At 53.5% G+C, this 14,296-nt stretch carries 11 protein-coding genes; 5 read left to right on the forward strand and 6 right to left on the reverse strand.

Annotated features, from left to right (window positions below; genetic code table 11):
• Positions 1–7 precede the first annotated feature (7 nt).
• The 6 genes from ACZ41M_RS06690 to ACZ41M_RS06715 are packed head-to-tail and all read right to left on the reverse strand — an operon-like array spanning position 8 to position 5,051.
• Positions 8–640 (reverse strand): shikimate kinase, encoded by a 633-nt coding sequence (locus tag ACZ41M_RS06690; protein ID WP_464731908.1) that lies wholly within the window; start codon positions 638–640, stop codon positions 8–10.
• A 40-nt stretch (positions 641–680) separates the two neighbouring features.
• Entirely contained in the window at positions 681–2,081 is a 1,401-nt protein-coding gene (locus ACZ41M_RS06695; protein WP_464731907.1) for a type IV pilus secretin PilQ, read from the reverse strand.
• On the reverse strand, positions 2,071–2,763 hold the full coding sequence (locus ACZ41M_RS06700) for a hypothetical protein (RefSeq protein ID WP_464731906.1): 693 nt from the start codon (positions 2,761–2,763) through the stop codon (positions 2,071–2,073). Before ACZ41M_RS06700 ends, ACZ41M_RS06695 begins: the two co-directional genes overlap by 11 nt.
• Positions 2,764–2,785: 22 nt before the next feature.
• On the reverse strand, positions 2,786–3,454 hold the full coding sequence (locus ACZ41M_RS06705) for a hypothetical protein (RefSeq protein WP_464731905.1): 669 nt from the start codon (positions 3,452–3,454) through the stop codon (positions 2,786–2,788).
• Entirely contained in the window at positions 3,451–4,068 is a 618-nt protein-coding gene (locus ACZ41M_RS06710) for a hypothetical protein (RefSeq protein WP_464731904.1), read from the reverse strand. Before ACZ41M_RS06710 ends, ACZ41M_RS06705 begins: the two co-directional genes overlap by 4 nt.
• Positions 4,065–5,051 (reverse strand): hypothetical protein, encoded by a 987-nt coding sequence (locus tag ACZ41M_RS06715; protein ID WP_464731903.1) that lies wholly within the window; start codon positions 5,049–5,051, stop codon positions 4,065–4,067. The genes ACZ41M_RS06710 and ACZ41M_RS06715 overlap by 4 nt, the downstream gene beginning before the upstream one ends.
• Before the next feature lie 226 nt (positions 5,052–5,277).
• Here ACZ41M_RS06715 and ACZ41M_RS06720 point away from each other — a divergent pair, with 226 nt between their 5' ends.
• The 5 genes from ACZ41M_RS06720 to ACZ41M_RS06740 all read left to right on the forward strand — a co-directional run bounded on the left by ACZ41M_RS06720 (position 5,278) and on the right by ACZ41M_RS06740 (position 13,995).
• Positions 5,278–7,755 (forward strand): penicillin-binding protein 1A, encoded by a 2,478-nt coding sequence (locus ACZ41M_RS06720; RefSeq protein WP_464731902.1) that lies wholly within the window; start codon positions 5,278–5,280, stop codon positions 7,753–7,755.
• A gap of 150 nt (positions 7,756–7,905) precedes the next feature.
• Positions 7,906–10,608, forward strand: a complete 2,703-nt coding sequence (pepN, locus tag ACZ41M_RS06725; protein WP_464731901.1) for an aminopeptidase N — start codon at positions 7,906–7,908, stop codon at positions 10,606–10,608.
• Between the two features lie 97 nt (positions 10,609–10,705).
• Complete coding sequence (locus ACZ41M_RS06730) at positions 10,706–11,710, forward strand: class 1 fructose-bisphosphatase (RefSeq protein ID WP_464731900.1); 1,005 nt, start codon at positions 10,706–10,708, stop codon at positions 11,708–11,710.
• 206 nt (positions 11,711–11,916) lie between these two features.
• The gene (recA, locus tag ACZ41M_RS06735) at positions 11,917–13,011 is read left to right on the forward strand and encodes a recombinase RecA (protein ID WP_464731899.1); all 1,095 of its coding nucleotides are present in this window, start codon (positions 11,917–11,919) and stop codon (positions 13,009–13,011) included.
• Positions 13,012–13,092: 81 nt separating this feature from the next.
• Positions 13,093–13,995, forward strand: coding sequence for a 23S rRNA (adenine(2030)-N(6))-methyltransferase RlmJ (locus ACZ41M_RS06740; RefSeq protein ID WP_464731898.1), 903 nt, complete (start codon positions 13,093–13,095; stop codon positions 13,993–13,995).
• The last annotated feature ends 301 nt before the right edge of the window (positions 13,996–14,296 follow it).

Consider the following 14,296-nt stretch of genomic DNA (forward strand, 5'->3'; position numbering starts at 1 on the left):
CGATTCGTTATTTCAGGTTAATTGAGGATTGATCCGTAGTCACTTCGGACGCGGCCTGCTCGCTCAGTTTTGCGATCAGTTGCGCAATGATGTCGGCGACCACGCGGGTCACATGTCCGGAGCCGGTTTTCACCACGATGTCGGCCAAGGATTCGTAAATCGGGTGGCGCTTTTGGTACAGCTCGGTCAAGGTCGCCAAGGGGTCTGCAGTTTGCAGCAGCGGACGGTTGCGATCATAGCGCGTGCGGTTGTACAGGCGCTCAGGCGTGGTGGACAGGTACACAATCCAGCCGCTGCTTTTCAATACCTGCTGATTCGCCTCGCGCAGTACCGCGCCACCGCCTGTGCCCAAAACCACCGGTTGTTTGGCGCATAATTCGGCGATCATGCGCTGCTCGCGTTCGCGAAAGCCCGATTCGCCCTCAATCTCGAAAATCGTCGGAATACTCGCACCGGTGCGGTGTACGATTTCTTCATCCGAGTCATAAAAATCCCGCCCCAAGGTGCGCGCCAACATTTTGCCCGCCGTCGATTTACCCGCGCCCATCAGACCGATCAGGTAAATATTGGGCGCTTGCCCGAGCAGGACTTTTTGCGCGGGACTGATGGCAATGCTGGTTTTGTAGTGTTTCGGCGTCATTGAGAAGGTCGTTTTAATCAGCGTTGGGGTTCGTTAACTTTTATTCGTCAATCGTTACGGTGTCGGACTTTGAGGGCAAAATATTACCACGCGCGTCTAAAAGATGCGGCGTTAAAAAAATCAGCAGCTCGTTTTTATTGACCGCGCGCGTGGTGGTTTTGAACAAATTACCCAGCAGCGGAATGTCGCCGAGCAACGGTACTTTGTCCACGGCTTTTCGGTTGTCTTCCTGATAAATGCCGCCAATCACCAGCGTACCGCCATTATCAATCGTCACTTGGGTTTTGACGTGTTTGGTGTTGATCGCGTAGCCCTGCGTGGTCATCGCACCCACGCTGTCTTTGGTCACGTCCACGTCCAGCACGACTTCGCCATTCGATGCAATTTGCGGGGTGACTTCGAGCTTCAGATTCGCTTTGCGAAACGACACGCTGGTCGCGCCCGAGCTGGTCGCCTGCTGGTACGGAATTTCCGTGCCTTGCTCAATGATGGCTTTGACGTTGTTGCTGGTGACCACGCGCGGATTCGAGATCATTTTGCCTTTGCCGTCGGTTTCCAGCGCGCTGATTTCCAAGTTGATGAAACGGCTCATGCTGGAATTGAACAGACTGACCGCAAAGCTCGCCGGATCAACGCCACCGGCACTGACCAATGCGGGAAAGTTAATCATGCTGCTGCCGGTCGTCGGCGCTACGCCCAGCCCTTGAATGCCCGAGGTTTGCCCGCTCAGTTGCTGGACTGCGCCCAGATTGCTGCCAAATACGGCGCCCTTGCTGGTATTGGCAGGGATTTGAACCGGCACATCAATGTATTCACCCGAGCCATTCGGATCGAGCACCCGCTCATAACCTATTTTGTATTGCGTGCGGCTCAGGTCATTAAAGCCCAATTTAACGCCAAGCTTGCGCGAAAACGAGTCTTCAGCCTCGACAATCCGCGCTTCGATCAGCACCTGCTCTTGCGAATACCGCTGCCTCTGCATCCTATCGTTGGGCACATCAGTCGCATAGGTGTTGGAAACGAGTTCATTGCCACGCACATAAATCGCACCGCCGAGTTGCTCCGTGCGCAAATTTTTCGCACGCACAATCACGTCCAAGGCCTCTTGCCAACCGGCCTGCTTCAAATTCAATGTGATCGTGCCACCGACCGATTCATCGGTCACAATATTCACGCCCGCGGTTTCACCGAGTAATTGTAGCAAGGCGCGCACGGGAATGTCCTGAAAGGCAAAATCCATGCGTTTTTCATTGGCCTTCGCGGTATTGGTACTTTCTGCCACACCCGTAGACACATTCACCGTCAAACCGTCCACAGCCTGCGCCTGCGCGCCAAGCGCCGGTAAAAATATGGCCAATATGCTCCAACCGATGCGTTTGACCGCATGTTGCACGGGGTTTTGCGTATACCGTTTGACATGATATTGCGTCTTATTTTTCATAGTGAACCGTTTGACCATTGATTAATACCTGCATTTTTGCCGCATCGAATTGCAACACGCGCCACTGCCCGCGCCCGATGCGCATATCCGGCACGACGCGATACACACGCTCGCCCACTCGCACCAGCCCGAACCGCTCCGATCCCGTTTCCATCATGCCCACGTATTGAATTTGCTGAGCCTCTGCTTGGCTCAAATCAGGCATGATTTGTACCGTTGGTTTAAGCGGTGGACTCAAAACGCCGAAATCGGTTGTACCCAAATCATAGCGATCATGCCGATTGAGGTTCGGTATTGAGGCCTTGGGCGCCCGCTCCGACGACGCCACGGCTTTTTTCTCCACAGCAACGCCCACGGTAGTAAATACGTTTTCGGGGATCTGTTCGTCCAATCCCATACTGCGGATCAAGCGACGATCAAGGTTTTGCAACTGCTGGTTCAGACGACTGACTTCCGGTTGCCCGTGAATACCATGCATCTGACGCAGCTCGGTATTCAACCATTGTTTCGCTTGCTCCGGTGTTTGGGGGGTATTGCCAACATATCCCCGAAGCACCTGCGACTTGGACAATTGATTCGACGTATTCGCCGACTGGGTTTGATCACAGGCAAACAGACCGAAAGATACCGAGATCAAAGCAATCGGCATCCACATACCGCGCCATTGACCTTGCCATCGCAAGATGCACTTTTCGAACTTTGCGCTATTTCGTCCCATTGCGCTCCGCCTTTTTGACATTCTCTTTGAAACACCAAAAACGCACCGACCAACGCACCTGATCAGAACCCACCGCTTCCAGATCAGACGATACGACGCCCAGCCATTCATTATGACGCCCCAAATCCGAGGCAAATCCCAATATGTCGGCATAAGTGCCTTGCATCGAGATACTCAATACCGCCGTTTGACTCAGCCAATCCGTTGAATACTTCAACGGTTCACGATGAAATGTGCGGGCATTTTCTTTTACCGCATAGTCAATAGCATCTGCCAGCGCTTTGCGTTCAGTCTCCGACGGCTCTTGTAACTTCAGCGACACCACGCTCAGATTGCGCTCGCGCGTTGATGCGAGCAAACTCGCCAACCACTGCGCTTCCTCATCAGCTCGGATCATACGTGCAGGCGGCACCAATTCCAAAACATCCGGTGGGACTGCGAGCGCTTGACGAATCTGCTGTTGGGTCGAGCGAATGCGCATCAACTCTGTTTCCAACAGCGCCACACGCGGCCACACCAGCATCAACATCAAGCACGCCAATAACGCTATGCCCAACAAAGCCAAAACCCAACGTCGCACCGTATTTGGCCAATGCGCCATCTGCGCCACATCCAAATCACGCCAATGCAATTGCTGCCTCAGAGATTGCCTCATCGCATCCCCCACATCTGGCTGATGAATGAGCGCATACCGCGATCCGCGCCGGGCGCAGTTTCTTCAACCTTCACCGGCTCCGTCGCCAAAATCCAACGGTGCATCGGGTCAACACCTTCAATACGCATAGAAAAACGCCACCATGTTTGCCCCGCCACATGAACCCCTGTTACCTCACTGATACTCAATGGCGGCGTCGGATAACGTGCCCGAATCTGCTCGGCCACCGCCTCGATGGCCGCACCATCCTGAGCCAGGCCGTCCAATAGTAAATGCTTATTCACCACTTTTGCAGACAACCAACGTACCCGTCCGCCCTGCGTCCATTGCGGCAATTCACCCATCCAATCAAGCTCGCCGGCCACCATTTGCCGTAAAAATCGCGGCATCTGGCCAATCGACTCCTCTTGCACGGCACGCTGTTGTTTGAGCTGCGCCCATTCACTTTGTAAAGTCTGGTGCGCCTTTACCGCTTGATTCAATCGCCCATCGACCCACATCCACGAGGCCAATGTCAACAGCGTCACCAGCAGCAGGGCGAACACGATTTCCAAAACAAAGCGCCGTACCGGCTGAACTACTTGCCCGTCAGGCCATAAATTTAATAGCCTCATGCGTCCACCTGCCCTGCCAAAAGCCACACGGCAGCCAGTCCATTGGCCGGTTTTACCGCCAATGACGACATATGCCCTGCGCTCACATTATCCTCAGCCAAACGAAATGGCAGGCCAAAACGCGATTGCAATAAAGCAATGGCCTCAGGCCAATTAACCGCCTTGCCCGTGACATAAACGCTGTTCAAATTACGCCAAACAGGCTGCCCCAGCCATGTGGCCACATACTGCTCCAGTAAATCGCCCACAAAGCGCGAGGGAAAACGCACGCCTGATTCCAGCGAAGCCTCATCACCGCTGTGGTACACAAAACCAACCCGCGCGGACTCCTGCTCGGTCAAGACATGGTAGAAAGAACGCACGCGCCCATCCGCCTCAACCAACCAAAAAGCCAAACCCTCCGACTCAATGCGGCATACCGCAACCGGTCGATTCTCAATCGCTCGCGCTTGGTAAGCCAAGCCCCAAACCTGCGGCTCCGGACAGACCCATTTCAACTGCCAATCGCTATCGACAAACACCCGATGAATCGATGCCACATCCGCCTGAGGCGCTACAGCCAACAGCACCGTCATCAAGCGCTTTTCGCTCCCCACACTCTGCACCGCCCAATCGTAAAACACCTCGGATTGACTCAAGCCCAGCGTCTGCGTGACATAACGGCTCATTTGATACGATAGCTCCTCAGCATCCAAACCCATCGGCAAACTGACCTCATGCAGCTGCAACCACTGCGTCGGCAGCAACACTGCCACCAGCCCCGAACGCGCAATGCGCTTCGGCAACAGCGGCAACAAGACCTGAGCCAAGGCCTCAGGCTCCGCCAGACGCCCCTCTTGAAACGCCTGCGGTACCGAGCAAGCTCCCTGCGTCAGCATCCGTGCGCCTTGACGTACGACATAACGCACTTCCTGATTCACCAAAGTCAGTGCCAATATCGGCGGGCGTATCCCCAACCAAGACTGCACTTTCTGCCAAATCATAAGCTTGCTCCCAAAATATCGCCGCTCAATTAAAAACCATTAAAAACACTTATTAATCAGATTGTTACAGAAAAACTCCACGATCGATTCATACAATGGGCAGCGTCTTTTTCAGCGCAGCCAAAAGATTCGGCGCTTTTTTCCACAAACAAACTGCGAAAGTATACAATAAGCGACCTTATTGAATCATAGAAATACTGCCTTGTGCCGTTCTAAAAATACACTTATGAGTACAGAAAATTCCACACCGAACCCAAGCAACTCCGGCTCGAACCTCAGTCACATCCTCAAAACGCTGTTGCTTTGGGGGTTATTTGCCGCTGTGGGCGCCGCCATCGCCATCACGATCGCGGTAGTCATCGCGTGGCGCCAGCTACCGCCAATTGATGCACTCAAGGACTACAAACCGCGCATGGCTATGCAGATTTACAGCGCAGATGGCGAAATGATCGGCGAATTTGGCGAGGAACGGCGCAAACCGGTGAACATCAACGAAGTGCCCGATCATTTGAAAAAAGCCCTGTTGGCGATTGAAGACGCACGTTTTTACGAGCACGATGGCGTTGATTACTACGGTTTGGCGCGCGCGTTTGTCAACAACCTGATTCCCGGCGGCGGCAAACAAGGCGCCTCCACCATCACCCAACAGTTGGCAAAAAACTTCTTTTTGACCAGCGAACGCACCTACACGCGTAAATTTTACGAAGCCCTGATGGCGAAAAAAATCGAGCAAAACCTCACCAAAGACGAGATTCTCGAACGCTATATGAACCACATTTATCTGGGTGAACGCGCCTACGGTTTCGCCGCCGCCGCCGACATCTATTTTAACAAAGACATCAAAGACCTCACATTGGCTGAATCCGCCATGCTCGCGACACTGCCGCAAGCACCGAGCAGCAACAACCCCGCAAAAAACCGCAAACGCGCGGACGAGCGTCAACGGTATGTTTTGGAACGCATGTTGGAACTAAACTTCATCACCAAAGCGCAGTACGATCAAGCGCGCGCCGAAGTGGTTAAAGTGGCCGACACCAAAATGGCGATTCGCAACATTAATTACTCCGTTCACGCCGAATATGTCGCCGAAATGGCGCGTATGCTGATGTTTGACCGCTACAAAGACGCAGCCTACACCGAAGGGCTGAAAGTTTACACCACCATCCGCAGCAAAGAGCAAAACGCCGCGTACGAAGCCGTGCGCAAAGCGGTATTCGCCTATGATCGCAAATACGGCTATCGCGGTGCGGAAGAACATTACGAGCTGCCAACCACCCCCGAAGAGCGCAAAAAGAAATTGGCAGAAATCTTCGGCTCTCATCCTGATTTTGACAAATTGCGTGCCGCAGTCGTCACCTCGGTCAGTGGCGGCGTGATGAAAGGCATTTTGTCAGACGGTGAAAACATCGAAATCTCCGGCGCGAATTTAGGCCCGGCTCAAAAATTATTGGGCGCAGCCGGTAAAAAAGGCATTCGTCCGGGTGCCGTCGTGCGCGTGGTCGAGTCCAATGACGGCGACACCTACAAAATTTCACAAGCGCCTGCGGTACAAGCCTCGTTTGTCGCAATGGATCCGAATGACGGCGCAATTCGTGCTTTGGTCGGTGGCTTTGACTTTGGCTTGAGCAAATTCAACCATATTACCCAAGGCTATCGCCAGCCGGGTTCCACCATCAAACCGTTCATTTACTCGGCCGCCATGCAGAAAAACGGCATGAACCCGAACTCCATCGTCAACGACGCGGAAATTCAGGTCGGCTCATGGAAGCCGAAAAATGCCGATGGCCGCTATTTGGGGCCAATTCCCCTCTCCACCGCATTAGCCTCCTCGCGCAATATGGTCTCGATTCGCCTGCTGCAAAGCATCGGCAACGACTATTTCCGCAGCTACGCCGAACGTTTTGGCTTTGAAGGCAGCCGCATTGACAAATACCTCACCGTTGCACTCGGCGCGATTGAAGTCACACCGTATCAACTCGTCGGTGCATACGGCGCATTTGCCAACGGCGGTTATCGCGTTGACCCCTATTTGATTACCAAAGTGGTGGACCGCGATGGCAAAACCATTTTAGAAGCCCAACCACGCAAATCTGGCGATGAGAAAAACCGCATCATCACCAAAGAGAATGCGGCCATGGTTGACTCACTGCTCAAAGGTGTGGTTCGTAGCGGTACGGCGCGCGCCGCACAGGCTCTGGGTCGCTCGGACATCGCGGGTAAAACCGGTACGACCAACGACTCGGTGGACGCATGGTTCGCAGGCTACCAGCCGAATCTCGTAGGCGTCGCCTGGATGGGCTTTGACACCGGCAATAAATCCTTAGGTGCAGGCGAATTCGGTGGCGGTTTGGCATTGCCGATCTGGATGGATTACATGCGCGTCGCTCTGCAAGGCAAAAAGATCGAAAACCGTGAATCCTCTTGGGGCGCAGGCACGGGCAATATTTTGGGCGGCAACGCACCGGTTCAACGCAATCCGACCGATCCAAGCCTGACCATTGACGGTCAACCGGCCCCACCGATCGAAGAACTCAAAGTCGATCCGGGCGCCGTACCGTTACCAGGTTCTGAAGCACGTCAATCCTCTGAGAAAACCAACGAAGCGGACGTCAAAGCCGCTTCGGAGAAAAAACTCAAGGATTTGATTGATCAGGCCACCGAACAACCGGCCAAACCGTCGGTACCACGCGAATCCGGCAACTAAAGATTGGCAAACGGTTTCATAAATATATTTACCTAAAAGAGCAGGTAAAACACGGGGAAAGCGGGTCAATAGACCCGCTTTTTTCATGCAATTCGTTTACAATTGACCTATTGAATCTCATCATTTAAAAAATCAAAAATAGCCAATTTTATGCCATTACGTACCGATTATCAGCCCTACCCATTCGCCATCACACAAACCCATTTGTCGTTTCGCTTAAACGCGCAAACCACCACCGTCACCCATCGCATTTCCTTTGAACGCAAGGATGCCGACTCAAACAGCGATCTGGTTTTGGACGGTGAACATATCCAGTTACAATCCGTTGCCCTGAACGAAACGCCGCTCACACCGGCACAATACAGCCTCACCGACAAAACCCTGACGCTGCACCATACGCCCGCACGCGGAGAATTGACCCTCACAACCACCTGTCAGCCGATGGAGAATACCAGCCTATCGGGTCTATTCGCCACCGGCGAGCATCTGATGACGCAATGCGAAGCTGAGGGATTTCGCCGCATCAGCTACTTCCCCGACCGTCCCGACGTACTGACGGTCTACACCGTCGAATTGATCGCAGACAAAAGCGTGTACCCAGTGTTATTGGCCAATGGCAACCTATTGGAAAGCGCAGATTTGGACAACGGCTGGCACAAAACCGTTTGGCATGACCCGTTTCCCAAGCCGTCGTACTTATTCGCGATCGTCGCGGGCAAATTGGCGCACATCGAGGAACCCATCGAACACAACGGCCAGAGCAAACTGCTGCAAGTCTACGTCGAACCCCACGATTTGCCCAAAGCGCAATTTGCCATGGACAGCCTGAAAGCCTCTATCACGTGGGATTTGCAACGCTACAATTTGCCGCTGGATTTAGAACGCTTCATGATCGTCGCCACATCGGACTTCAATATGGGCGCGATGGAAAACAAAGGGCTGAATATTTTCAACACCAAATACGTGCTCGCCCATCCCGAAACCGCGACCGACAGCGATTTTGAAGGTGTCGAGGCGGTGGTGGGACACGAATATTTTCACAACTGGACAGGCAACCGCGTGACCTGCCAAGACTGGTTCCAACTGAGCCTCAAAGAAGGCTTGACGGTCTATCGTGACCAAGAATTCTCCGCCGATCAGGCAGCGCAAGGTCTATCCGAATCAGCCGCAGCCTCCGCGCGAGCGGTGCAACGCATCGCCAACGTCAACACCCTGCGCTCGGCGCAGTTTGCCGAAGATGCAGGACCGATGGCGCATCCGGTGCGCCCGAATGAGTACGAAGAGATCAATAACTTCTACACCATGACCGTGTATGAAAAAGGCGCCGAAGTCGTGCGTATGTACGAGGCTTTGCTCGGGCGCGAGGGCTTTCGCAAGGGCATGGATCTGTATTTCGCGCGTCATGATGGTCAAGCGGTCACCTGCGACGATTTTCGCATGGCCATGGCCGACGCAAACGGCGTGGATTTGAGCCAATTCGCGCGCTGGTATGAGCAAGCAGGCACGCCGCAAGTTCACGCGCGCGGCCAATACAACGCCACCAAACAAACCTATACCCTGACGCTGACGCAAGACAACCCTCCGGTTGGAATTGAACTGGATCAGGCGAATTTCCAAAAACCGCCGCTGCTCATCCCCATCACCTTGGGGCTGCTTACGAGTGAAAGCACAACACAACACCACCTCGGTCAAAGCCTCGCACTGGATGAATCCGGTGTCTTGAACAAAACAGTGCATTTGACCGAGCGCGAGCAAAGCATCACCTTCCACAACATCCCGTGCGCACCCATTCCATCGCTGAATCGCAATTTCAGCGCACCGATTGAGATGCACTACGACTACAACGATGCACAACTACTCACCCTGCTGCGCCACGACACCGACGCGTTCAATCGCTGGGATGCGGCACAACAACTGTTCACCCGAGCGATTCTCGGCGCTTTGAACGCGCCCGAATCCGCTCATCTGAGTGCAGACTTGATCGAAACGCTGGAGCGCATTTTGCTCGACGCGCATTTGAGCTCATCATATAAAACGCAATTGCTCAGTTTGCCGAATTTCGCCACGCTGGCGCAGAAAGTGCAGCACACGCAAGCGCTTGACCCGCAGAAATTGTTTGCCGCGCGCAAAGCTGTCGGCAACGCACTGGTACATAGCTTGGGCTACTATTGGTCGGACACCTATGTGCAGTTGAACGACGGCGCGGCCTATCGTTACGACGGCGAATCCGCAGGCAAACGCAGCTTGAAAAATCTGGCCTTGGCGTATTGGGCCAAGTCCCGCGAACGCAAAGGTGACGCATGGCGCGCAGTACGCAACCAGTATCAAAACAGCGACAATATGACCGATCGCATTGCGGCATTGAACATCGCCATTGAATATTTCCATGATGACAATGTCGGCGCCGGCGCGCTGATCGAAGATTTTTACCAACGTTACCAAAACGAAGCGCTGGTCATCGACAAATGGTTCAGCGCACAGGCCGCACGCAGCAGCGGCACATTCGCGCAGATGCAAGCGAGTCTGAACGCGCTCATGGCGCATCCGGCGTTTGTAAATCCCAATCCAAACCGCCTGCGCTCGCTGATTTTCGCATTTTGCAATATGAATCCGCACCACTTCCATCAAGCCGATGCTGCAGGCTACCGTTTCTGGGCGGAACAAGTATTGGCCATCGATGCAAAAAATCCACAGACTGCATCGCGTCTGGCGCGCAGCTGCGAGAACTGGCGTTTGTTTGCCGAGCCGTATCAAGGCCAAATGAAGCAAGCCTTGCAACACATCGCCGCCGCGCCGAATCTATCGGATGATGTGGGCGAAATTGTGCGCAAGGCGCTGCATTTACCCAATTGAATGAACTCAGCCTTGAGAGCGAATACAAACCGAATAAAAGCGTAGGAACAACATCACCGCCGTACAGACCGATTTTTTACTTTATAGAAAGAGCACCATGAAACGCAAATCCCTATCGCGTTATCTGATTGAACAGCAACGCGAATACAACAACATTCCCAACGATTTACGGCTGTTGCTGGAGGTCGTCTCGCGCGCCTGTAAATTGATCAGCCGCTCCATTGCCAAAGGTGCATTGGGCGAAGTCTTAGGCTCAGCAGACAGTGAAAACGTCCAAGGCGAAGCGCAGAAAAAACTGGATGTGTTGTCCAACGAAATCCTGCTCGAAGCGAACGAATGGGGTGGTCATCTCGCGGGCATGGCCTCCGAAGAGATGGAAACCATTTACGAGATTCCGAACCGTTTCCCGCAGGGCGAATATTTGCTGGTATTCGATCCGCTGGACGGCTCATCCAATATTGACATCAATTCGCCGGTCGGCACGATTTTCTCAGTATTGAAAAAAGTCGATCACGACCACAGTGTGGACGAGGACGATTTCCTGCAACCGGGCCGCGATCAAGTGGCCGCCGGTTACGCCATTTATGGCTCGCAAACCCTGATGGTACTGACCACCGGGCATGGAACCCATTGTTTCACCTTAGACCCTGAACTCGGCTCATGGATTTTGACCCACGAAAATATGCAGATTCCAAAGGCAGCCGCCGAATTCGCCATCAATACCTCTAACGAACGTTTCTGGTACCCGCCGGTACAACGTTACGTCAAAGAATTACAAGCCGGCGATACCGGCCCGCTCGGCAAACACTACAATATGCGCTGGGTTGCTGCGATGGCAGCCGACATTCACCGCATCCTAACCCGTGGCGGGATTTTCATGTATCCGGGCGACCAACGCACCGGCAAAAACAGCGGCCACATCCGTTTGCTGTACGAAGCCAGCCCAATGGCGATGATCGTTGAACAAGCAGGCGGTTTGGCAACCAACGGCGTGGACAACATCCTTGATATGCAACCCGAATCCCTGCATCAGCGTGTACCGGTGTTCTTGGGTTCTGCCGAAGAGGTTGAACGCATCACCAACTACCACAAAAACACATAAACTCTAAAATAGCGTTAAAAATCAAAAAGATGGATGCGTGACTGACGCATCCCTCTTCTCTTTTCAGCCAAGCGCCACACACGCAACAGCACAAAAAGGCAGCCCGATTTGTGTTAAAGTAATGGCTATTGCACACGTGCGCAAACCCCTATAACAAGCGCAAAGTAGGTCGTTACTTTGCGCTTCACTATATCAAAGGACGAATCATGGCCAAAGCAGACAGCAAAGCCCCCGTAACCCAAGCCGCCAATAGCTCCGAGAAGGCCAAAGCCCTCGCCGCCGCATTGGCACAAATTGAAAAACAATTTGGCAAAGGCTCGATCATGTGTCTGGGCAGCAACGATACGCCGCCAGACGTGCAAGTGGTCTCCACCGGTTCGCTCGGTTTGGACGTCGCGCTCGGCGTCGGCGGTCTACCGCGTGGCCGCGTGATCGAAATTTACGGGCCGGAATCCTCTGGTAAAACCTCATTGACCCTGCACGTCGTGTCCGAAATGCAAAAACTCGGCGGCACTTGCGCCTTCGTCGATGCCGAACACGCATTGGACACCCAATACGCGCAAAAACTCGGCGTCAACCTGAACGAATTGCTTATCTCTCAGCCCGATACCGGCGAGCAAGCACTCGAAATGGTGGATGCCCTCGTGCGCTCTGGCGCTGTTGACCTCATCATTGTCGACTCAGTTGCCGCATTGGTACCACGCGCCGAGATCGAAGGCGACATGGGCGATTCATTACCCGGCCTGCAAGCGCGTCTGATGAGCCAAGCCCTACGCAAACTCACCGCCTCCATCGGTCGCAGCAACTGCACCGTGATTTTCATTAACCAAATCCGTATGAAAATCGGTGTGATGTTCGGCTCACCCGAAACCACCACCGGCGGTAACGCCCTCAAATTCTACGCCTCAGTGCGCTTGGACATTCGCCGTATCGGCGGCCTGAAAAAAGGCGACGAAGTCGTCGGTAACGAAACCCGCGTCAAAGTGGTGAAAAACAAAGTCGCGCCACCGTTCAAAGAAGCCGTGTTTGACATCCTCTACGGCGAAGGCATTTCGCGCGAAGGCGAAATCATCGACATGGGCGTGGCGCAAGGCATCGTCGAAAAGGCCGGCGCATGGTACAGCTACAAAGGCAATAAAATCGGCCAAGGCAAGGACAACACGCGCGAATACCTGCGTCAAAATCCGGCATTGGCAGTGGAAATTGAAAACCTCGTGCGCGACAAACTCGGCATCAAAACCCGCGCCGTGGCCAAAGCTGCCACCTCTGCACCCGCAGAAGCCGATGCAAAAGATGAATAAAGCCACACCCAGCCTTTGCTAAAATAAGGGCAGGTTCAACCTGCCCTTATTCCTTCATACCGAAACCCAAAGAAATCGACCATGTTCAGCTACCGCCACGCCTTTCATGCAGGCAACCACGCCGACGTACTCAAGCACATGACGCTCCTGCACATTTGCCAATACATGACGCAAAAAGACAAACCGCTCACCTACATCGACACTCACGCCGGCGTGGGCATGTATCAATTGGGCAATCCGATGGCGCAAAAAAGTGGCGAACACGAAACCGGCATCAGCAAACTTTGGCCGCTGTGGGAAAACAAAACCACGCGCAACGAATTGCCCGAGCTACTGCAAAAATACCTCAAATTCATTCACGAGTTGAATGCCAGCGGCGAGCTGAAACACTATCCCGGCTCACCGACCGTCGCTTCGCACAACCTGCGCGAGATTGACCGCATCAAAATTTTTGAACTGCATCCGACCGATATGCGTCTGCTGGACGACAATTTGCAATACATCCAAAAGCCCGGTGTGCACGACGACAAACGCATTTTGTTCAAAACCGTAGATGGCTTTGTCGGGCTGAAAGCGAATGTACCGCCGCCTTCGCGCCGTGGTGTCGTGCTGATCGACCCGTCGTACGAGCTCAAAGACGATTACAGCAAGGTCGCCAAAGCCATGAAAGACGCCATGACCCGCTTTCCAACCGGCACTTATGCGATCTGGTACCCTGTGTTGGCGCGCCCCGAGTCGCGCAATCTGCCGGTACAACTCGAACGCATTGCCAACGATGCCGGCGCCAAATGGCTCAACGTCACCCTGATGGTTGACCAAGTACAACCCACGCATCTGGCCGCTGGTTTACAAGCCTCCGGCATGTTCGTGTTCAACCCGCCCTGGACATTGGCCAGCGATTTGCAAGCGAGCCTCAGCACGGTGGTTGAACACCTAAAAACCAGTTCAGCCGGTAATTACCAAATCACCAGCGGCGGGCAGTAATCGTCCAATAATATAGTAGGGGTTCAATTCATTGAACCCCTATTTTCCATGCTGCTCATTCAAGCTCTCCACATCATTTTTGCCTCAGCGACAAAATATTGCCTCTTCAGTTTGTCTTAATTTCATCGTGTTTTAATCACGCCGCTCCGTACACGATTCTGTGAACGGCGGTTTTTCGAAACACACACGTTTAAGGGACACAACATGAACACTTCATTGAAACTGGCTTTATTAACTTCTATCGTTGGTTTGACTTTGGCCGCTTGCGGCGGCAATGAGAAAGTTGAGACCAAACCCGCGG

It is taken from the genome of Puribacter membranae (assembly GCF_055380425.1).

Coding starts and splice junctions, on each gene's coding strand:
- ACZ41M_RS06690 (WP_464731908.1), bottom strand. CDS start 640: ATGACGCCGAAACACTACAAAACCAGCATTGCCATCAGTCCCGCGCAA.
- ACZ41M_RS06695 (WP_464731907.1), bottom strand. CDS start 2,081: ATGAAAAATAAGACGCAATATCATGTCAAACGGTATACGCAAAACCCC.
- ACZ41M_RS06705 (WP_464731905.1), bottom strand. CDS start 3,454: ATGAGGCAATCTCTGAGGCAGCAATTGCATTGGCGTGATTTGGATGTG.
- ACZ41M_RS06710 (WP_464731904.1), bottom strand. CDS start 4,068: ATGAGGCTATTAAATTTATGGCCTGACGGGCAAGTAGTTCAGCCGGTA.
- ACZ41M_RS06715 (WP_464731903.1), bottom strand. CDS start 5,051: ATGATTTGGCAGAAAGTGCAGTCTTGGTTGGGGATACGCCCGCCGATA.
- ACZ41M_RS06720 (WP_464731902.1), top strand. CDS start 5,278: ATGAGTACAGAAAATTCCACACCGAACCCAAGCAACTCCGGCTCGAAC.
- pepN (WP_464731901.1), top strand. CDS start 7,906: ATGCCATTACGTACCGATTATCAGCCCTACCCATTCGCCATCACACAA.
- ACZ41M_RS06730 (WP_464731900.1), top strand. CDS start 10,706: ATGAAACGCAAATCCCTATCGCGTTATCTGATTGAACAGCAACGCGAA.
- recA (WP_464731899.1), top strand. CDS start 11,917: ATGGCCAAAGCAGACAGCAAAGCCCCCGTAACCCAAGCCGCCAATAGC.
- ACZ41M_RS06740 (WP_464731898.1), top strand. CDS start 13,093: ATGTTCAGCTACCGCCACGCCTTTCATGCAGGCAACCACGCCGACGTA.